Source organism: Halalkalibacter krulwichiae (genome assembly GCF_002109385.1).
Lineage (GTDB): Bacteria > Bacillota > Bacilli > Bacillales > Bacillaceae_D > Halalkalibacter > Halalkalibacter krulwichiae.
Map to the genome: position 1 here is coordinate 1,200,454 of NZ_CP020814.1, position 19,245 is coordinate 1,219,698.

The 19,245-nt window shown below is 36.7% G+C and carries 20 protein-coding genes and 3 pseudogenes; 19 read left to right on the forward strand and 4 right to left on the reverse strand.

The annotated features are described in order from the left end of the window. Window positions 1-9 precede the first annotated feature (9 nt). The gene (locus BkAM31D_RS06265) at window positions 10-1,056 is read right to left on the reverse strand and encodes an ABC transporter substrate-binding protein (RefSeq protein WP_066154296.1); all 1,047 of its coding nucleotides are present in this window, start codon (window positions 1,054-1,056) and stop codon (window positions 10-12) included. 495 nt (window positions 1,057-1,551) lie between these two features. Between BkAM31D_RS06265 and mbcS the strand changes: the two genes are divergently transcribed. The 4 genes and pseudogenes from mbcS to BkAM31D_RS06280 all read left to right on the forward strand — a co-directional run bounded on the left by mbcS (window position 1,552) and on the right by BkAM31D_RS06280 (window position 5,438). Beyond that, entirely contained in the window at window positions 1,552-3,138 is a 1,587-nt protein-coding gene (gene mbcS / locus BkAM31D_RS06270; RefSeq protein WP_066154298.1) for an acyl-CoA synthetase MbcS, read from the forward strand. Between the two features lie 173 nt (window positions 3,139-3,311). Beyond that, window positions 3,312-4,435 (forward strand): annotated as a pseudogene (locus BkAM31D_RS06275) (NAD(P)/FAD-dependent oxidoreductase). A 112-nt stretch (window positions 4,436-4,547) separates the two neighbouring features. After that, window positions 4,548-4,688: a hypothetical protein gene (locus BkAM31D_RS23895; protein WP_169801106.1), complete on the forward strand. Its 141-nt coding sequence runs from the start codon at window positions 4,548-4,550 to the stop codon at window positions 4,686-4,688. 114 nt (window positions 4,689-4,802) lie between these two features. Further along, the gene (locus BkAM31D_RS06280; RefSeq protein WP_066154304.1) at window positions 4,803-5,438 is read left to right on the forward strand and encodes an FMN-dependent NADH-azoreductase; all 636 of its coding nucleotides are present in this window, start codon (window positions 4,803-4,805) and stop codon (window positions 5,436-5,438) included. Window positions 5,439-5,530: 92 nt separating this feature from the next. On the opposite strand, the gene BkAM31D_RS06285 is transcribed toward BkAM31D_RS06280, so the two are convergent. Next, entirely contained in the window at window positions 5,531-5,884 is a 354-nt protein-coding gene (locus BkAM31D_RS06285; protein ID WP_066154307.1) for a hypothetical protein, read from the reverse strand. A gap of 117 nt (window positions 5,885-6,001) precedes the next feature. Between BkAM31D_RS06285 and BkAM31D_RS06290 the strand changes: the two are divergent. From BkAM31D_RS06290 to BkAM31D_RS06305, 4 genes and pseudogenes are all read left to right on the forward strand, one after another. Then, window positions 6,002-6,993: pseudogene (locus BkAM31D_RS06290) on the forward strand (zinc-binding dehydrogenase). 278 nt (window positions 6,994-7,271) lie between these two features. Beyond that, on the forward strand, window positions 7,272-7,580 hold the full coding sequence (locus BkAM31D_RS06295) for a hypothetical protein (protein ID WP_066154313.1): 309 nt from the start codon (window positions 7,272-7,274) through the stop codon (window positions 7,578-7,580). Between the two features lie 197 nt (window positions 7,581-7,777). Continuing rightward, window positions 7,778-8,359 carry a YusW family protein gene (locus BkAM31D_RS06300; protein ID WP_066154316.1) on the forward strand — a complete coding sequence of 194 codons (582 nt, stop codon included), beginning with the start codon at window positions 7,778-7,780 and terminating at the stop codon, window positions 8,357-8,359. 108 nt (window positions 8,360-8,467) lie between these two features. Next, window positions 8,468-8,755: a transposase gene (locus tag BkAM31D_RS06305; RefSeq protein ID WP_066154318.1), complete on the forward strand. Its 288-nt coding sequence runs from the start codon at window positions 8,468-8,470 to the stop codon at window positions 8,753-8,755. A gap of 77 nt (window positions 8,756-8,832) precedes the next feature. Here the strand turns inward: BkAM31D_RS06305 and BkAM31D_RS06310 are convergent, their stop codons facing one another. Then, complete coding sequence (locus BkAM31D_RS06310) at window positions 8,833-9,081, reverse strand: HPr family phosphocarrier protein (protein WP_066154319.1); 249 nt, start codon at window positions 9,079-9,081, stop codon at window positions 8,833-8,835. 171 nt (window positions 9,082-9,252) lie between these two features. Here BkAM31D_RS06310 and BkAM31D_RS06315 point away from each other — a divergent pair, with 171 nt between their 5' ends. Then, entirely contained in the window at window positions 9,253-10,005 is a 753-nt protein-coding gene (locus BkAM31D_RS06315; RefSeq protein ID WP_257391665.1) for a DNA polymerase beta superfamily protein, read from the forward strand. Window positions 10,006-10,067: 62 nt separating this feature from the next. Here the strand turns inward: BkAM31D_RS06315 and BkAM31D_RS06320 are convergent, their stop codons facing one another. After that, window positions 10,068-11,336 (reverse strand): L-lactate MFS transporter, encoded by a 1,269-nt coding sequence (locus tag BkAM31D_RS06320; RefSeq protein WP_066154326.1) that lies wholly within the window; start codon window positions 11,334-11,336, stop codon window positions 10,068-10,070. A gap of 527 nt (window positions 11,337-11,863) precedes the next feature. On the opposite strand from BkAM31D_RS06320, the gene BkAM31D_RS06325 reads away from it, so the two are divergent. From BkAM31D_RS06325 to BkAM31D_RS06370, 10 genes and pseudogenes are all read left to right on the forward strand, one after another. After that, window positions 11,864-12,676: a coiled-coil domain-containing protein gene (locus tag BkAM31D_RS06325; protein WP_066154329.1), complete on the forward strand. Its 813-nt coding sequence runs from the start codon at window positions 11,864-11,866 to the stop codon at window positions 12,674-12,676. A gap of 389 nt (window positions 12,677-13,065) precedes the next feature. After that, a pseudogene (locus tag BkAM31D_RS06330) lies at window positions 13,066-14,318 on the forward strand (MATE family efflux transporter). Between the two features lie 167 nt (window positions 14,319-14,485). After that, entirely contained in the window at window positions 14,486-15,043 is a 558-nt protein-coding gene (locus BkAM31D_RS06335) for an HPP family protein (RefSeq protein WP_066154334.1), read from the forward strand. Window positions 15,044-15,202: 159 nt separating this feature from the next. Continuing rightward, the gene (locus BkAM31D_RS06340) at window positions 15,203-15,766 is read left to right on the forward strand and encodes an FAD-dependent oxidoreductase (protein WP_066154337.1); all 564 of its coding nucleotides are present in this window, start codon (window positions 15,203-15,205) and stop codon (window positions 15,764-15,766) included. Window positions 15,767-15,825: 59 nt separating this feature from the next. Then, window positions 15,826-16,182 (forward strand): DUF2935 domain-containing protein, encoded by a 357-nt coding sequence (locus tag BkAM31D_RS06345; RefSeq protein ID WP_066154340.1) that lies wholly within the window; start codon window positions 15,826-15,828, stop codon window positions 16,180-16,182. Between the two features lie 34 nt (window positions 16,183-16,216). Then, window positions 16,217-16,534 carry a DUF2935 domain-containing protein gene (locus BkAM31D_RS06350; protein WP_066154343.1) on the forward strand — a complete coding sequence of 106 codons (318 nt, stop codon included), beginning with the start codon at window positions 16,217-16,219 and terminating at the stop codon, window positions 16,532-16,534. Window positions 16,535-16,731: 197 nt separating this feature from the next. Beyond that, on the forward strand, window positions 16,732-17,094 hold the full coding sequence (locus tag BkAM31D_RS06355) for a TolB family protein (protein WP_157108277.1): 363 nt from the start codon (window positions 16,732-16,734) through the stop codon (window positions 17,092-17,094). 113 nt (window positions 17,095-17,207) lie between these two features. Continuing rightward, the gene (locus tag BkAM31D_RS06360) at window positions 17,208-18,041 is read left to right on the forward strand and encodes a TolB-like translocation protein (protein ID WP_157108278.1); all 834 of its coding nucleotides are present in this window, start codon (window positions 17,208-17,210) and stop codon (window positions 18,039-18,041) included. 37 nt (window positions 18,042-18,078) lie between these two features. Beyond that, the gene (locus BkAM31D_RS06365; protein WP_157076808.1) at window positions 18,079-18,276 is read left to right on the forward strand and encodes a hypothetical protein; all 198 of its coding nucleotides are present in this window, start codon (window positions 18,079-18,081) and stop codon (window positions 18,274-18,276) included. A gap of 190 nt (window positions 18,277-18,466) precedes the next feature. After that, complete coding sequence (locus BkAM31D_RS06370; protein WP_174521908.1) at window positions 18,467-19,186, forward strand: HAD family hydrolase; 720 nt, start codon at window positions 18,467-18,469, stop codon at window positions 19,184-19,186. Window positions 19,187-19,245 lie beyond the last annotated feature (59 nt).

The following is a 19,245-nucleotide window of genomic DNA, read 5'->3' on the forward strand; positions in this document are numbered from 1 at the left end:
TATCTCTGTTTAGTCTTGATTTACAAATTCAGCAATACTATCCCATTCCTCGTTCCATGTTACACCTTGAGCTTCTGCATTTTCTTTGTTAATCATCAAAGTCATGCTCGGTGGAATCTCAACAGGAATGTCTGAAGTTGTTTTTTCTCCTTTTAAAATTTCAGCTGCCATTTCTCCGGCACGGTAACCGATTGTATAATAGTCAATTCCGTATGTTGCAAAACCGCCGCGATCTAACGAATCAGGCTCACCGACGATTAATGGAATTTGATAATCGCTTCCAACAGCAGCTACTGTTTCAAGAGCTGAAACAACTGTGTTGTCTGTAACAATGTAAAATAAATCAATATCGCCTACAAGAGTTGTGGCAGCTTGTTGCACTTCAGCCGAAGTCGATACGGTACGAGTTACTAACGTTAAATCTGTACCCTCAATCGCAGCTTCAACTGCTTCAATCTGTGCAACTGAATTTTGTTCACCAGCGTTGTAAATGGTCCCGATTGTTGCCTCAGGGAAATTGGCAGAAATAAACTCAATCGTCATTTCAATGGACTCTGGATGTAAGTCAAGTACACCAGTAATGTTTTCCCCTGGTTCATCTAGGGATGACACAAGTCCAGCTCCAACAGCATCTGTAACGGAAGTGAATACAATTGGAATATCATTAGTAGCATTTAAAGCTGCTAATGAGCTAGGTGTTGAATTAGCAAAGATAAGGTCTACTTGGTTACCGACGAAGTTAGTAGCAATTGTATTCGCGTTGTTTTGGTCCCCTTGAGCAGATTGAAAATCATATGTAGTATTCTCACCTTCAACAAATCCATTGTCTGCTAACGCAGATTTAAAGCCTTCAAAAGCGGCATCTAGGGATGGATGTTCAACAATTTGGCTAGCTCCAATTAAGATTTCTTCCGTTCCCTCGGTTGCCGGTGCTTCTTCTGTTGTCTCATTTGTTTGATCGTCTGCTTCAGAACCCGACTCTTCTGCTCCACATGCTGTTAGTAGTACCATTCCAGCTACTAACGCACCCATACTTTTAAACCATCTCTTTTTCATTGTGTTGCCCCCTTATATAGTTTTGGTTATATTAAATCGCATCCAATTTAGTTGAAAACGAATTAATGTCAATTAGCTTTATTGTCTTATTAAATGCCTGAGTCTAAAGTTGTGATCGAGAGGATGAAGAAGTCAGACATTTAAATGAAAAAGAAAAATTTAGCCCTTTTCACATAAATATTAGAATTGTTTTTATTTTTTGTCATATTATCATGATGGCTGAAAATTGACAATTATTAATTTATGAGAATAATAGTTTTACTAGTTAATCTAAGGGGAGAGGCAATGGATTATTCCATGTTAAGCAGTGGAAAGTTATAAGCTTTTTACTTATTTTAAAAGGAATGAGTGATTTATGAGAATTTTATAAAAGTTTAATCAATTAATTCTATTTGAAGAATAAAAGTAGAAGGATGCAAATCAATTTTAGCGAATGTATAGAGAACATCGTAAATTTGTAAGCGCTCACCTATAAAGGAAGAAGGGGAGAAGAAAATGAATCAAAAACATTTAATAGCACCCGAATATTATAATATTGCTCAAGATATTGACAAGTATGCTGATGATCCTAACAAGTTAGCTTTAATTTGGGAGAATGAAATAGGAGAAAAACGACAGGTCACATATCGGCAGCTGCGAAAAGAGTCTAATCAATTTGCTCATGCTCTGGTGAATCTTGGTTTAAAAAAGGGAGATAAGGTGATGATTACGTTGCCAAGGATCCCAGAAACGTATGCAATCTATCTTGGGGCCCTTAAACTAGGTCTCATTATTTCACCGGGCTCTGAAATGCTTAGAGAAAAAGATATATTGTATCGTGCTGAACATTCACAGGCAAAAGCGACGATTTGTTTTGCTGAATTGACAGAGCGATTTGATTCAATTCGCGCGCAAGCAAGCAGTTTGACTTGTTTTATAACAGTAGGAAATGAGGTTGATGGTTGGCTTAATTATCACCGTTTAATAGATGGAATAAGTGGTGATTTTGAAATTGTAAAAACAAAATGTGATGATCTTGCTTTTTTAAATTATACTTCTGGTACAACAGGGAATCCAAAAGGAGTCGTGCATGCACATAGTTGGGCATATGCTCATCAAGCTGTAGCTGCCAAGCATTGGCTTGATGTAAAAGAGACTGATCTTGTATGGGCAACGGCTGCCCCTGGATGGGCTAAATGGAACTGGACACCTTTCCTTGCAACATTAGGGTCGGGAGCAACTGGCTTTGTTTATGATGGTAAATTTGATCCGGAAAAATATTTATCATTATTAGAAAAATATAGTGTCAATGTGCTTTGCTGCACTCCAACCGAATATCGATTAATGGCAAAATTAGATAATCTTAGTTCTTACAATTTGCCTTATCTCCGCAGTACTGTTAGCGCGGGAGAACCGTTAAATCAAGAGGTGATAGACACATTCAGAAAGCATTTTAATGTGCAAGTACGTGATGGATATGGTCAGACAGAAAATACTTTATTAATTGGAACATTGATGGGGATGAAAGAAAGAATTGGATCAATGGGGAAACCGACACCAGGTAATCAAGTCTCAATTATTGATGAAGAGGGCAATGAAGTACTTCCGGGAGTAGTAGGAGACATCGCAGTTCATCGGAGTACACCAGCTCTGTTTAAAGGATATTTAAATGATCCGGAACGAACATCACAAGCGTTTCGTGGAGATTGGTATTTAACAGGAGATCAAGCTTCTATGGATGATGAAGGTTATTTTTGGTTTGAGGGCCGTTCTGATGATATTATTATTAGTTCTGGTTATACAATTGGCCCTTTTGAAGTAGAAGACGCGCTTGTGAAACATCCTTCTGTCAAAGAATGTGCAGTTGTTGCTTCTCCTGATGAGATAAGAGGGTCTATTGTCAAAGCATATGTGATCTTAAAGGATTCTAGCTCATCAAATGAGGCATTAGTAAAGGAATTACAGGAGCATGTGAAACAATTGACAGCCCCTTATAAATATCCAAGGGCAATTGAATTTATTGAAGAGTTACCAAAAACGACTTCAGGAAAAATACGAAGAGTTGAACTTCGTCAGTTAGAAAAGAGTAAAAGTTCTTTATAGGATTGGTGTGAAATTGGAATAAGTAGCGGGGGTGTTTCAAAAGATTTGTTTATAATCTCTTGAAACACCCCTAAAGCTGCTTTTTAAGAGTATTTCTTTCTATTTCTTGAGTTCGGGTAACCTCAATGGGTAAAATGAAGGTGGAAAAGTATAAGAATTGAAGGTGTTTTTTGATGAATACATACATTATTGTTGGAGCGGGGATTTTAGGAGCCACGACAGCCTATCAACTAGCAAAGGAAGGGGCTAAAGTAACATTAGTTGACAGAAATGAGCCTGGAAAAGCAACGAATGCTGCGGCGGGAATTGTTTGCCCTTGGCTTTCACAAAGAAGAAATAAAGCATGGTACCAATTAGCTAAAGGAGGAGCAAAATATTATCCAACGCTTATCAAACAATTAGAAGCTGAAGGGGAAACAAAGACGGGCTATGCGAAAGTGGGAGCACTTAGCCTTCATACTGATGAGGGAAAGCTCGATAAATTGGAAGAGAGAGTTCGAAAACGAAAAGAAGAAGCACCGGAGATTGGAGAAATTACGCGATTATCTCCAAAAGAAACAAGAGCGTTCTTCCCACCGCTTTCTGAAGAATACGGAGCGGTACATGTTAGTGGTGCAGCGAGAGTAAATGGAAAGGAACTTTGCGACGCTTTAATTCGCGCAGCGATCAGAAATGGGGCAACGTATCTGACAGGGGATGCGGAGCTGATGTTTACAGAAGAAGCAGTGACAGGGGTTTGTGTTAGTACAGAGAAAATAACGGCTGATCAAGTGATTGTGACAGCAGGAGCTTGGTCAAAACAACTACTAGAACCATTAGGTATTCATTTTAAAATTGAGCCACAAAAAGCACAAATTGTTCACCTTGAAGTACCTGGTCTAGATACGAGTGCTTGGCCAGTTCTCATGCCTCCATCAAACCAATATTTACTTGCATTTGAAGGGGACGTATTGTCGCAGGTGCCACACATGAGGATGAAAAAGGTTATGATCTGCGTACCACACTCGGTGGCTTACACGAGATCTTTGATAAGGCATTAAAGGTCGCACCAGGATTGGCCGATAGTACATTAGTTGATACAAAAGTTGGCTTTCGTCCAGTAGCACCGGAATTTCTTCCGATCATTGGTCCAGTGCCAAACATTAAAAGGCTTTTAGTAGCCAATGGACTAGGTTCTTCCGGTTTGACAGTCGGCCCTTATTTAGGGAAAGAGTTAGCAAAATTGGCATTAGATCAGGAATTGGAGATTGATCTTTCACTTTACGATGTTGCTACTGCAATTGAAGCGCAAGTCTAGAGATAACGGAATAGAATTGTAAGATAAAAATCTCTGAATTTCAAAAAATTACTACAACTAGTACTTAATAATTAGTAAAATAGTGGTAAATAGTAATAGTGGAGGTGTTGAAATGGAAGGGAAACCTAATCATTATGATGGTAGTGGTCAAAATGATGATCGTATCGAAGCAGAGAAGGAAACATTTAAATTGACTGAAGAAGCTAGAACGAACATTAGTGGGAACCCGTTTTTTATTTCAGAAAATGAATAGTACACATTTGGAAGAGGTGTCTTTAATAGGACAGCCTTTTCTTTTTGCTAAACGAATAGAACCCTTTTTTTCGCAGAACCTAAGGTGTATATCCATAGAAGAGAGGGTAAGTTAATGACAAAAGTCCTATATATTACAGCACATCCACATGATGAAACAGCATCTTATAGTATGGCAGTTGCAAAAGCTTTTATTGACACTTATAAGCAAGTCAATTCAGATCATGAAATCATAACGATTGACCTTTACAAAGAGGAAATCCCTTATATTGATGTTGATGTTTTTAATGGTTGGGGCAAACTTCAATCTGGTCAAGCGTTTGAAGCACTATCAACTGATGAAAAAGCAAAAGTAGGGCGATTATCCGAATTATGTGAGCAGTTTATAAGTGCTGATAAATATATTTTTGTAACACCATTATGGAACTTTTCATTTCCACCTATTATGAAGGCTTACATTGATGCGGTCGCAGTTGCTGGAAAAACATTTAAATATACAGCACAAGGTCCAATTGGTTTATTAACGGATAAAAAAGCGCTGCACATTCAAGCAAGAGGTGGAATCTATTCTGAAGGACCGGCAGCTCAAATGGAAATGGGTCACCGTTATCTTGATATTATTATGCAGTTTTTTGGTGTTCCTTCCTTTGAAGGCTTATTTGTAGAAGGACACAATGCAATGCCTGAGAAAGCCGGAGAGATTAAAGAAAACGCTATTGCCCGTGCGAAAGATTTAGCTCACACTTTTTAATGAAAACATTCTGGAAAACAAGGATTGGCTTCAAGCTCAATCCTTGTTTTCGTGAGTTGGATGCGGTGCCGCGCAAATAGCCCTTTATTTGTTTAAAAACCATCATCTCCAGCTGTGTAAGGGATATTTAAGTTTCTTTCAACTGTTCGAAGACGTTGATTAACTCGATTTAGTCGGCCAGTATGAAGCTCATCATTACGATTTAATCGAATAATTTCATCGTTTACTCGATTTAGTTCACCATTTAGACGTACGATCTCTTCATTAAGGCGTGTTAATTCTTGAACTTGTTGTTGATTTTGTTGTTCAAGCTGATTGACTCTTTGTTCTAAAGTTTGCCTGCTATCATGCTGGCGTATAAGTTGTTCATTTGGGAAAGCATTTTGATATTGTTTGTAAGAAGGATTTTGTTGTGGATAAAATTGGTTATAATAATATTGGTTCATTAGGAAACCTCCTCTTCGTTTTGGGTTGGATGATTACCCTAATAACCTATGAAAGATTAACGTGAAATGACAATAGTAAATTAAGTGGGAAGAAGCAAACAGATTGGAGTGGTTAGGGTGAAGGCTGTTGTGCATAAAGGGAAAATAGGGTTTGACGGACTCAAATATCGGGAGATTACGCTAGATGCACCAAAAAAAGGTGAAGTAAAAGTAAAGGTAAAAACCGCTGGCTTAAATCACCGTGATCTATTTGTTTTGAATCGTCATCAACCAAATGAGCCTGCCCTTGTGATCGGCTCTGATGGTGCTGGGATTGTTATAGAAGTTGGCGAAGAAGTAATCGACGTTAACATTGGTGATGAAGTCATCATAAATCCTGGACTTGGTTGGAAAGAAAATAGTGATGCTCCACCTAGTGGATTTGAGATTGTTGGATATCCTGATAATGGAACTTTTGCAGAAGAGATCATTGTATCAGCCGAAAACCTCCTTCCAAAACCTTCTTTCTTAACTTGGGATGAGGCAGGGTCTTATCACTAGCTGCTTTAACTGCTTATCGTGCTTTGTTTACAAGAGCAAAGATACAACCGGGCATGAAAGTATTAATACCTGGAATAGGAAGTGGAGTAGCAACGTTTTTATTACAATTCGCAAAAGCAGTAGAGGCAACAGTGTATGTAACATCGCGTTCAAGAAAAAAGTGTGAAAATGCTATTAAACTAGGTGCAGATCAGGCTATTGATACTAATAGTGATTGGGAAAAAGAGCTTAATGGTGAGAAAATGGATCTTGTTATTGAATGTGTTGGGGCTGCGACCTTTAATAAATCCTTAGAGCGAGTTCGACCAGGTGGTACGATTGTGACTTTTGGAGCTTCTGCCGGTGATGACGTAGAAATTAATATTAGACAGTTTTTCTATGGACAGTATAATTTGCTCGGTACAACAATGGGGAGTACTGAAGAATTTAGAGAAATGCTTGAATTTATTCAAACGTATCAGATTAAACCAGTCATAGATGAGATGTTTCCTCTTGAGCAGTTCGACCAAGCCTTTAAGAGGTTGGCAGAAGCAAAGCAATTAGGGAAGATCGGATTCCGCATTTATTAAACAAGCAATTCCTACGTGTCTTGATGAGAGTAGATTAAAACTAAATAAATAAAAGAAAGGTTTTTACCATTATGTAAAAGCCTTTTTGCTCGGTTAAAGTATGAAAAAATCAAGTTGAAAGATCAAAGAGTATGCATGAAATCACCAAGAGCTGTTGCAAACGTTGTAAAAACCTCCTGTTAAAATGGTAAAGCAGTGGAAAGTCTATACATGAAAAAGCAAACACGTTACGATGACAATTGTAAACAAGAACAAAAACTTTTTAGGAGGTTTTTACTTTGAAAAAAACTTATTTAACAGTAGCAACTGCAATTCTTTCTGTGGGAATTCTAGCAGCATGTGGAGATGGTGAATTAGACGATCCAACAATGGGTGAAGAACAAGAATTTGAACAAGAGATGGATATGGGTACTGAAACGGATGGTTTCGACGAAACAAATGGTATTGAAGAATTTGAAACGGACGTAGATACAGAGTTTGATGAAACAGAAAATGATTTAGATACAGAGTTTGACACAGAAGAATCAGAAGAATTTGATGCAGAAATGGAAACAGAAATGGAAGATACAGAAGAGAACGATATGTAATAGGCATTCTCTCCCCCGAGAGTTTATATATATTTAGTTGGTGACCGACTGCTCTTTTTTAAACACTCCCCACTCTATTAGAGTGGGGAGTGTTTAACGTTAGAATTCATAGGTAGATTTACTTGTGTCTTCTTGCATATTGTTCTTTTGCCATTTTTCTTTATAATCTTTAGGTATGTTTAGTTAGGGGAGGAATTATGCGAAAATTTGGCTACATGGTGATTGGCGGAGTGTTTACTTTAATTATTTCAATGGGACTGATTACATTTGCAGATACAAGTAGTTCAGTAGAATTAGAGTTGAGCAATGATAATGATAAGGATCTTGCAGAAGTGGTTGAAGTACAGCAAGTCAATGAATCACCTGTAATTCTTACTGGACCTTTAGAAGAAGAAGAAGAAACGACTCAACTTTCAGACGAGCAAGACAGAGAACATATTTCAGAGCCTAAATCTTTTCTAAAAGAATTAGAAAAATTAGAAGTTAAATTAGAAAGTGATCAAACGAAAATTGAAATTAAACAAGAGAGAAAAAAGAATAATATCAAGTCCGAGGTAGAGATAGAATTAAAAAATGAAAAAATGAAATTAAAAGATCAAAGGGCAGAGGAGTTTCTTGAAGAGCTTTTTGCTACGATTGAGATCGAATCCAATAAGGATTTAGAGAAAATAGCAGATCAACTTCTTAACGAGTTTCAAATGAACCCCCACGCTGTGGAGATCGAGTTGAAAGTAAAGAACTTAGACGGTAGAAAATATAAATTAGAAATAGAAAATTAGTGAAAAGCGAATGCAGATAGTGCTGTGTTCGCTTTTTTTTCTTGTGTATAGTCTTGAAGAGAGAGAAGGTGTCCATAATAGAAAAAAGAGCAAACAGTAGGTGATTAAATGAAAAGTATTTTTGCTATATTGATTGTGGTCATTCCTCTTATGATGTGGGTAATTGAACGGAAATGGATTCGAGCTAGGACTCTATTTAATGTATTAGCATACTTCTCTACTATCATTTTTGGTTATATTATCACAACAACCATTTATGAAGTTTTGAGTTTGCAAGAGGTTTTTATGACAAGTATTCATGGGATTCTTCTTAATCAGCTTTTTTTAGTTACAGGAGCCTATATAGGTTCTTATTTTCTATATCGTATCGTCATTGTCACTTTGCATGATTTTTAGCTGTATGATTAGGTGCTTGACGAATGTTAAGGAGAGCAGGAAGTGGCTCCTTAAACCTTTTGAGCCACTGCTTGTTATTAATTCAGACGTTCGAATACACCAGTAGCTAGCAAGGCGTTTGTGATTTCGTCTTTCCTGCTTCCTATAATCTGTATTTCGATAATATCTCCTATTTCAAGAGAGATGGAAAGCAAATCGAGTAGATTTTTCGCATCAACTGACAATTGTCTTTTCTTTATTGAAATCTCTTCAGGAAATTCTCTAGCTTTATTAATAAGAAGACAAGCCGAATCCGCTAGGAGTGGCTTTATCACTTTTACTTTCATTTATATATCCTCCTTGTTAAAAGGTCTATTTCAAGATCATAATATGTTGAATAGGTAAGGAGAGTATTAGACGAATTCATTGGTTTGTGTTTGTTGCAGATGTATAAGTGTTAAATGGAACTAGTTGAATGGTAGTTTGGAATGAATGAAGGAGCGATGATTTTGAAGCGTATGGTTGCTTTTAAAGCGTTAGTAGGATCGGCCAATTATAATCTTGCCACACCAGAGTCAGATCAAGATTATAAGGTTTTTGTTCTTCCTACTTTTGATGATTTATATCATAATTATATTTTTACGAAAAGTAATGTCGGCAGTAGTATAGATGAAGAATATCACGATATTCGTAAGCTTATTGGCTTATTATGGAAATCGAATGTGAACTTTATGGAAGTGCTCTTTTCGATTGATGTGATTCAGAGTGATAACAAATTAATACGTGAAGCAATGGATCAGCTATTTAAGATGAGAGATCAGATTGCTGCGATGAACCTTCCCTACCTTTATAAAGCTTGTAAAGGGATGTATGTAAGTAAGGCGAAGTACATTGAAGAGGGAAATAATGCTACAAAGGAATTTGTCCATCTTTTTGGTTATGATACGAAGTCTGCTATGCATACCTACCGTATACTCGATTTTATTGAACGATTTGCAAACAATCGATTTACAAATTTTAAAAATGCGATAACGTATAGTCATTCAGATAGAGAATTTCTTTTAAGCATCAAACATGGTGCATTCACGAAAAGTCAAATATTGAGAATAATCGATGCGAAGCTGCAAATTTTCGGTGAACTTGAACAGACGTATTTGAAGCAAAAACCAAAGGAAGACGTTAAAGAACAATTGGAGAAAATCATTTATCAGTTAACTGCTAATGTGATACGCAATCAATTGGTGAAAATATCCAATAACAAAGACAACTAAGCAAGTTACACTTAGTTGTCTTCAGACCGACCGGTTAGTTTCTAGTTTTCATGATAAAAAAATTAAGAAATTGCGTGTTGATTTTGCTTCGCTTGTAATTCTTTTTCGCTTCTTTTAATATCTAACTTCATTAAGATTGAAACAATGAAACCTAATAGAATTAACGCAGTGAAAACGTAGAATACAGGAATGTAACTGTCTGTTCGTTCTCTAATTTGTGAAACAATCATTGGTCCAAACACACCGCCAAGCGACCAAGTAGTTAGTAAGTAACCATGTATCGCGCCAAGTTGTTTTGTCCCAAATAGATCTCCAACAAAAGCAGGTAAATTCGAGAATCCTCCGCCATAACAACTTACCACAAGCAAGATCATAATTTGGAAGAGAATAATGCTTGTAATAAAAGGAAGTGTTAAGAAGGCAACTACTTGGATGGAAAAGAAAATGATAAATACGTTTGAACGCCCTAAATAATCAGATGCAGCGGCCCAGCCAAGTCGACCCCCACCGTTAAAGATCCCCATAATACCTACTAATGTTGCTGCAGCAGCTGCAGATAATCCAACTACTTCTTGAGCCATTGGCGAAGCAACGGAAATCATCATAATACCAGCAGTTGTATTAATGAGCATCATCGTCCAAAGCATCCAGAAGCGTCTTGTTCGAACAGCTTCTTTAGCAGATAGTTGTTGTAAATCTTTTTTTATTATTTTCTTTCCTGATGCAATATCTTTTTTCATTGAAGCAGGCATCCAACCTTCTTGAGGAGGAGCAATATAAGAGGCACCAAGAATCATTAGGATAAAGTAACTGCTACCTAGTAAATAAAACGTATTTGAAATGCCTATTGCTACCATTAGATTTGCTGCAACTGGTGCGGTAATTAATGAACCTGCACCAAAGCCTAGCACGGCCATTCCTGTTGCCAATCCTCTTCGGTCAGGAAACCATTTAACTAATGTAGACACTGGTGAAATATAGCCGATTCCAAGTCCAAGCCCGCTAGCAACGCCGTATGTAAGTAGAAACAACGGAAGTGATCCGATTGCGATCGCAACACCTGAACCTGCTTGCCCAATTCCAAATAAGACTGCAGCAACGATCGCTGATTTCCTTGGTCCATTACGTTCTACAAATTTTCCAAATAAAGCAGCAGATGAACCAGCAAGTGCCATCATAATTGTAAAGGCAATTGTTACCTCAGTAGCAGACCATCCCATTTGATTACTGACCGGATACGTATAAACACTGTATGCGTACGCTCCACCAATGGAAAGGTGAATAGCAATTGCAGACAATGCAATGAGCCATCTGTTTTTTGTTGTCTTCATAGACTTCCTCCTTTTTTAATCATCTCTAATTGTAAGCCCTTACATGTATAATAATGGTTAATGAGCAAAAAATCAAACTAATAAAAAAATTCTTATATTAAAAATTACCAAAATTTATTCAATTGGCCAATTTAGAGGCATAATTTGGCTCACTTTTTTAAATAAAAAAGCAAAAGAAGCCAGGATAAAAGAGTTTTTATTAATGAAATCCGAACGTAATAGCATAGCATCAGCTCCGAAATTATCCTTCGCTAATGTTATCAACATTCGTATTTTTTAATAAAACTGTTATGTCTAGCTTCTTTCATGAGAATTATGTAAAAAATCCAGTGCGCCGACACTGGATAGATGATTGAATCAGGTGGCGCTTGACCACTGTGTATATAGACTACCATATCAACCGCCGAAAAAGATAGCGTTAAAAAATACCAACATCACTCTAGATAAAGGGTTCTTTCACCTAATGGGTTCATTCCTCATAAACTAACGATAACAAATATAAAATATGTAGAGGAAGGAGTGGGAATATGAAGAGTAACAAATTATTTCCTGGTATTCCAAAAGTATTTGTGAAAGCACAAAATAATGATGTGAATCAAACAGTATTTTATAAAAATACAAGAATGGAACGGATTGGAAATCAAATGAATGAAATAAACGACTCACTCAAAACGCATGATCGGCTTTATACTTCTACTAATAGGAGATTAGAAGCTCAAGAGCTCTGTTTAAGTAAGGTCCAACAGATGCACGATGAGCTTAAGAATTTTGTTACATTAAAGAGTGAGTTGCAGAAAGAGTTAAAGGAACGAGTGGATGTTATAGAAAAGCAGGAAAAGGAGTTAGAGGAAGAGCTAGTACAATTACATGACAAAAAAGATTGTTTGACAAAGCAGGTAAGACAGTTAGAAATTGCAAAACAGTATTTGGATGATGAGGTGAAACGTCAACAAAGTCAAATAATCAACACTGATTTTCATGTTAAACAGGTAGAGAAAGATCAAGAAAATTATAAAGAGCAGCTAGAACAATTAGCTCAACTGGTCGGAGTACAGTCGATTGACCACGAAGATCTGTTGAAAACGGTTAAAGAAAATGAAGAAGAGCAAAAGCAAATGCAAGTCGAACTGGATCAGTTGATTACTAAAGTGATAGCTTTATCTTTGCAACATCGTGAACAAGAAAAGCTACATGTAGATTTATATACACAAGTAACCCAATTAAAAGCTGTTTCATATGAGACAACAAAGCAACTGAAACAAGCAATTTCAAGGCTACATTCAGAGTTAAAAGAAGTTGATTTCAAAGTGCTAGAAAAAAAAGAAAACAGAGTACATTAAGAGTAGATCAAAGGATTGTACAATTGGATTTCAATTGTACAAAGACTACGGTGTTTGCACGAGATGATCGAAGAAAGGTCGTAACACGATCTTGCATTCGATCATCTCGTCCTTTTTTATTGGACGTTTTAATTATGGAGGTGTATAGTATAGTGATATTTGTTTTAAAACATTTTACAATGGTTGAATGAATAGAAGTACTTTTGTGATAGGGTCTTAGTTTGCTTTTGCTGAGGCGAAAATCCTATTGTTCAAAAATAAGCATGGGGGAAAGAATGATGCATCATGCAGAAACATGGAAAGAAAAATTGAAACTTTTTTTAGCTATTTTATGGCCGATTATGGTGACTCAAGTTAGCTTATTTGCAATGAATCTTGTAGATACAATGATGTCTGGTCGGGTGGGCACAGATGATTTAGCTGGTGTTGCAATTGGAGCGAGTTTATGGATGCCGATTTTCTCAGGAATCAATGGGATCTTACTTGCGGTTACACCTATTGTTGCCCATTTAATTGGAAGTGGAAAACGTGAAAAAATTGCCGGTTCAGTTGTACAGGGCTTGTATTTATCTATATTGCTAGCACTAACAGTTGTAGTGTTCGGGGATTTCTGCTTAATCCTATTTTAACATTGATGAATTTGGAACCAGCTGTTAATCATATTGCTTTTCACTATTTAGTTGGACTAGCTATTGGGATCATCCCATTGTTCGCATCTAGTGTCCTTCGTTATTTCTTCGATGCACAAGGATTTACACGGATCACAATGATTATTACAGTTTTGGCTGTTCCCTTTAATGTCGTTTTAAATTATGGGTTTATTTTCGGTAAGCTTGGTTTACCAGCTTTAGGTGGAATCGGGGCAGGGTATGCTACAGCGATTACGTATTGGATTATTTTCTTTTTTAGTGTATGGATGACATTTAAAGTAGAGGCAGTAAGAAAGTATCGATTATTTGTTCAGTGGGCCTATCCTTCTTGGAAGGCAATGAAAGAACAATTATCGATTGGTGTACCAATTGGTTTATCGATCTTCTTTGAGTCAAGTATTTTCGCTGTAGTTACATTGCTGATTGGTATGATGTTCACAACCGTTACGATCGCTGCGCATCAAGTAGCATTGAATTTCACTTCACTTATTTTCATGATTCCGTTAAGTATTTCGATGGCGTTAACGATCGTAGTTGGTTACTCAGTTGGTGGGGGGAAATTTCAAACAGCTAAGCAATATGGTCGGCTTGGTGTATGGGGTGGAATAGGAATTTTATCAGTAGGGGCAATCTTCTTATATTTATTTAGAGAAGAAATTGCTTCGCTCTATACTGTGGATCCAGAAGTTATTGCTTTAGCTGGTCAATTTTTTATTTTCGCCATAGTGTATCAAATCTCTGATGCTGCTCAAGCTGGTCTTCAAGGTGTGTTAAGAGGATATAAAGATGTCAAAGTACCGTTCATTACGGCATTTATTTCTTATTGGATTATCGGCATTCCATCAGGTTATTTGCTTGCTGTGTTCACTCCTTTTAATGCATTTGGATTTTGGATTGGGATCATATTGGGGCTAACTTGTGCTGCGATAGGGTTCTTTGTACGATTGAAAATCATTCAGAAGCGTGTAATTGGTCAAACGGTAGCTGAGTAGGGGCTGTTTCAAAAGGTTGGTTTTGGCCTTTTGAGACGGTCTTTTTCTTTTTGAAATAAAACATGTATCTTATTTACCTAATTAAAAATTCGGTATATAATGAATTTTGTGTGAACAAATCTAACAAAGGTTAGTGTTTTATATTTATTGAGAGGGGGAGGTTTTCTATGCCTGAAAAAGAACTTAGGAAAACCGCGGATGTAAACTCAAGCTTCCGATTCTCTACATATATCAGCAAAATGAAAGGTGAGGCGAAAGAGAATACGGCTCTGCATATGAGCGAATCTCTTATATCTGCAGGTGGAAGTTTAATTGCAATGACCATCATTAGTTTACTAGCCGTCACGCTAGGATATCCAATGGCATTAGGGCCAGTCGGAGCAAGTTGTCTACTCGTATTTGTTGCTCATTCAAGTCCATTTTCTCAACCGCGTCAAGTTATTGGCGGTCACGTTATTTCGACTTTTGCAGCTTTATTAATTTGGGATATCTTTGGTAGGACTCATCTCACAATCGGGGTAACGATTGCCGTCGTTATCTTACTGATGCTGTTATCAAATACAATGCATCCGCCCGCTGCTGCAAGTGCAATTGTAGCGCTTAATTCAGGAGTAGGCTGGGGAATATTTTTAACAATAGCGTTAAGCGCTTGTTTGGTTGTACTTAGTTCTGTTGCTTATAATAATTTGTTTCATAATCGTCATTACCCGAAAAGGTGGCTATAATACTGAGAGGCAAGGTGGAAAAGAGAATTTCTACCTTGTTTTTGTTTTTAGTAAGATGAACTAGGGACAAGCGTATAAATTGATTTCATAATCGTTTTCATTTATGATAATTTTTGAAAATTTAGTAATTAACTAACGATAGTAAAGGAGAGTTTAATAATGTATGATATCGCAATTATTGGTGCTGGACCAGCCGGAGCAAGTGCTGCTTTAATTGCCGCGAAAGCGGGGAAGAAGACGGTGCTATTAGATTATGATAAAAGTATGACAAAAAGAGCATGGATTGAAAATCATTACGGTATTATGGAAATTACGGGACCTGAATTAATAGAGATCGGAAAAAAACAAGCTGAAAAGTTTGGAGCAGAGGTAATGGCAACGAATGTGATTAATTTAAACAAAACAGATTCTAGTATTCATGTGGAAACAGAAGACACTACCTACGAAGCAAAGCATGTAATTGTCGCAACGGGTGTAGCTGCTAACCTAGCTGAAGGAGTAGGGATTAAGACGAAGGACGGTACAGAACCTCGAATTAAAACGATTTTCGATGTTGATGCCAAAGGAAAAACGAATATTGAAGGGATTTGGGCTTGTGGCACAATCGCTGGAGTAAGTGTCCATACAATTATCACTGCAGGGGATGGTGCTAAAGTTGCGATTAATGTTGTAAGTGAGTTAAATGGAGAACGTTATGTTGACCATGATGTACTAAAATCTTAACAGGTAGTATTTCAACAAGTATATACATCCTACTAGAATGAGATGATGATTCGAATGAAATGGCCCAACAGTATATTGATGCATTTGGTCATTTACGACAGAAATTGATTCATTTCAACAAGCAAGAAGCCGTTACGTCCTCACGTATGATGGAATTTGCAAAGGAAGTATATCAAGTAGCTGAAGGTTATTATCAATTTGAAGGAAAAATGCAAAGTTTACGAGTTCAGAATCAAATTAATCTAAACTTAACCCCATCGTATTTGAATGGAACATTAAGTGAAAACGAGGAATATCTCAGAATTCTTACCTATTATATGAATGGTGAGAATTATTCTCCTTTGCCTCTAGTAGATTTGCTAGATTTATGGTTGGAAGATCAATTAGGTTTGCTGTTCTTCTTCGTAATATTTTAGACCCTGTTGAATTGCAAACCATTGCACAGACGATTTGTATATTCAGCAATTTCAAGCTTTTATTGTTCAAAATGAGCAAATGAAAGGACATCTGCGCTTTTCTCCACCAGGAATTTCAAGGCAGCATCGTTTTTCTAGAGAAGTAGGACAGACAACGATTAATATGTATAACTTCATTGTTAATGTTGTAAAAATGTATATGGAGACTGAAATATTCAATAGAACGACTTTGCGTTTTCTTGAACATCATTTCCCTGAGAGCTGTTATTTCATTCGAAAACTAAGCTTTTATGCACCTGAGTTAAGCCAACAAGCCGGAAATTGTCCTTTGACGAAGCCGTCATTTGAATAATAGGAAATACTCTATGCCCAATTCGAGAACATGAATCGTATTGGGCTTGTTTGTGTGGCTGGAACAGTAGTTGTTTTCTAATCATCGATTTTGAAACGGGAATTCAACTAACTTTTACAAATAATGATCCAAATACAGAAGGTGGATTTTAAAAAATATATATATGGAATATAATGGGAGAGAGTGAGGGGGATTTAGTGAAGCGAAATAAAACGTATTTAGTAATAAGTGCAGTGCTGTTTGGTCTATTGCTTGTGACAGTAGCTTATGAATTGTTTGGTAACAATGATCCGTACAAATTCCATACGGGGATTGGAGACCACTTTTCACTTTCATCTGATGATTCATCTGTACTCTTTTCCTACTATCTAAATGGAAGTGAAGCGATTTATCGTGCCGATCTAAATGGAAGCAATGTAGAGCAAATAACTGGACATACTGATCAAAGACACCGAAGCCCAGATCATTCAGCCGATGGAAATTACATTCTTTATTTATCGAGAAATAAGGAAGGCGTGCAAACGCTTTATGTAGCAGAGAGGATGGGGGGAATCCGTTAAAGCTTACCAATGAAGAGCATCATGTCATTGATGCTGTCTTTTCACCGGTTGAAGACCGTATTTATTATGTTGCAATGTCAGCTTCAGATTTAAATAAAGCTGAAGGAGAATCAGTGAGTGGAAGCAACATTTATACGGTAGATCTTTTAGGAGAGCATCATGAACAGTTAGCAACAAGTATCCAACCGCATATAAACACTCTTGTATTTTCAAAAGATGGCGAGGAATTATACTATAGTGTATTTACCGGTAATCGAGATACAGTCTATGCTTTTTCAATTCATGATCAAAATGAAAAATTAGCTGATTTTAAGCATTTGTTTCCAAGGGATACCTATTTAGCCTCTTTTGATGTGTCAACAGATAAAAACTCAGTCCTGTATACAGGAATATCTGAAGCATCATTAACTAGTAATCTATTTAAATATGAATTATATATGAAGGATATTGCTAGCGAACAAACAACCAAACTGACAGAGCTAGATTCGCTTGTTCATGCTCCAATCTTTTTTCATCAATCTAATACAGTCGCCTTTTTGCAAGATTTAAATTGGCCTATAAAGCCAGAAATGTATCGTTTTATGACATTGGATCTTGAGACGAAAGCGTTACAACAATTAGAGTTTGAGTTACCTGAATCAGTAGTAAAGTATTGGTTTTTCAAGACGGTCGATCGTGTTATAAATGGTTGGACAGTTGCTTCCTTATATGTTTTATTTATAACTGCTCTTACTCTTCATTTTCATAAGAAGCAACGAAGAACTTATATACCTACGATGACTAGTTTTGGTGTATCTATCTTTTTATTTCTTAGTAGTTTTGTTGTAGCAGGCATGACGAATCCTTGGTATGGAATAGGGATTGCAATGTTGGCAGGAGCTATGTTTTTCTGTACTTTTATCGTGTTATTATTTGCCTTTATATTAAGAAAAAGAATGAAGAACTAATGATTTTTTATCAATTTGAAAGGAGGGAGGCTCTTTGTTGAAAAACAAAGTGGTTTTGTTAGCGGCAATCTTACTAATAGTCGTCGCTGCTGTTATACGGTTCAATCAAATCCAGGAAAACCACGAAGCTAATAAAGTTATAGCAGAAAATTGTATAGATAATGAAGGTACTGTTATTATTCAAGAGGGACTGTTCTTTACATTGACTTCGGTAACTTGCGAAGAAGGATTATAGGAAAGATGAAAGATGTGTTTATTGAAATGATAAAGTGTAAGTTATAAAGTGGAATTCTTCCTTCCTAACCTTTATGATTTATAAAGAGATTGAATAAGTAATGTGGGTAGTCAATTCGTTAAATTGGAAAAATCTGATATAATTGGAATGGTTATTTCGGAGAACGAAGAAAAGGGTGTGAGGTGTGATCATGGTAAAAGTATTATTATTTGATTTAGACGGAACGTTATTACCAATGGATACAGAGAAATTTGTGAACCATTACATAAAAGAGTTAGCTCCGAGAGTCTCCCATATTTTAGATCCTCAAGTATTTGTGAAAGCCTTGCTGACGGGAACGGATGCAATGATGAAAAACCTTGAACCTAACAAGACAAATGCACAAGTGTTTGAAGACACGTTTCTACCGCTTGTTTCCTTACAAAAAGAAGAAATTTGGCCAGCGCTTGATGAATTTTATGAAAAAGTCTTTCCGACATTTTCCCACCTATCAAGTCCGACTCCGCTCGCAAAAAAATTGGTAGAAGAAGCATTAAACCAAGGATTTCGCTTGGCGGTAGCGACGAATCCTGTTTTTCCTAAAGCTGCCATTTACCATCGCTTAAAGTGGGCGGGGATCGATGACATTCCATTTGAAATAGTCACTGTTTATGAAGAAATTTCTTTTACGAAACCACATAAGGAATACTATCTAGAAATTGCTAATCGCCTTGGGGTAGAACCAAATGAATGTATAATGATTGGAAATGATAAGCAAGAAGATATGTCAGCAAGTAGCATCGGAATGAAAACATTTTTAGTTGAAGGACATGTTATTGATCGTGGTCAACCTCAATTTCGAGTAGATGAACAGGGGACATTAGAGCAATTGTACGAAAAGGTGAAAAATAGACAAGGGTTGTTTTCATAATAGTAGTGCCTGTGCTATTGTTCTTATAACACAGGCACTTTCTATGCACATTAATCGTT

Bases quoted from the DNA above. Each gene is read 5' to 3' on its own strand.
- BkAM31D_RS06265 (WP_066154296.1), bottom strand. From the start codon at position 1,056: ATGAAAAAGAGATGGTTTAAAAGTATGGGTGCGTTAGTAGCTGGAATG.
- mbcS (WP_066154298.1), top strand. From the start codon at position 1,552: ATGAATCAAAAACATTTAATAGCACCCGAATATTATAATATTGCTCAA.
- BkAM31D_RS23895 (WP_169801106.1), top strand. From the start codon at position 4,548: ATGGAAGGGAAACCTAATCATTATGATGGTAGTGGTCAAAATGATGAT.
- BkAM31D_RS06280 (WP_066154304.1), top strand. From the start codon at position 4,803: ATGACAAAAGTCCTATATATTACAGCACATCCACATGATGAAACAGCA.
- BkAM31D_RS06285 (WP_066154307.1), bottom strand. From the start codon at position 5,884: ATGAACCAATATTATTATAACCAATTTTATCCACAACAAAATCCTTCT.
- BkAM31D_RS06300 (WP_066154316.1), top strand. From the start codon at position 7,778: ATGCGAAAATTTGGCTACATGGTGATTGGCGGAGTGTTTACTTTAATT.
- BkAM31D_RS06305 (WP_066154318.1), top strand. From the start codon at position 8,468: ATGAAAAGTATTTTTGCTATATTGATTGTGGTCATTCCTCTTATGATG.
- BkAM31D_RS06310 (WP_066154319.1), bottom strand. From the start codon at position 9,081: ATGAAAGTAAAAGTGATAAAGCCACTCCTAGCGGATTCGGCTTGTCTT.
- BkAM31D_RS06315 (WP_257391665.1), top strand. From the start codon at position 9,253: ATGGTTGCTTTTAAAGCGTTAGTAGGATCGGCCAATTATAATCTTGCC.
- BkAM31D_RS06320 (WP_066154326.1), bottom strand. From the start codon at position 11,336: ATGAAGACAACAAAAAACAGATGGCTCATTGCATTGTCTGCAATTGCT.
- BkAM31D_RS06325 (WP_066154329.1), top strand. From the start codon at position 11,864: ATGAAGAGTAACAAATTATTTCCTGGTATTCCAAAAGTATTTGTGAAA.
- BkAM31D_RS06335 (WP_066154334.1), top strand. From the start codon at position 14,486: ATGCCTGAAAAAGAACTTAGGAAAACCGCGGATGTAAACTCAAGCTTC.
- BkAM31D_RS06340 (WP_066154337.1), top strand. From the start codon at position 15,203: ATGTATGATATCGCAATTATTGGTGCTGGACCAGCCGGAGCAAGTGCT.
- BkAM31D_RS06345 (WP_066154340.1), top strand. From the start codon at position 15,826: ATGGCCCAACAGTATATTGATGCATTTGGTCATTTACGACAGAAATTG.
- BkAM31D_RS06370 (WP_174521908.1), top strand. From the start codon at position 18,467: ATGGTAAAAGTATTATTATTTGATTTAGACGGAACGTTATTACCAATG.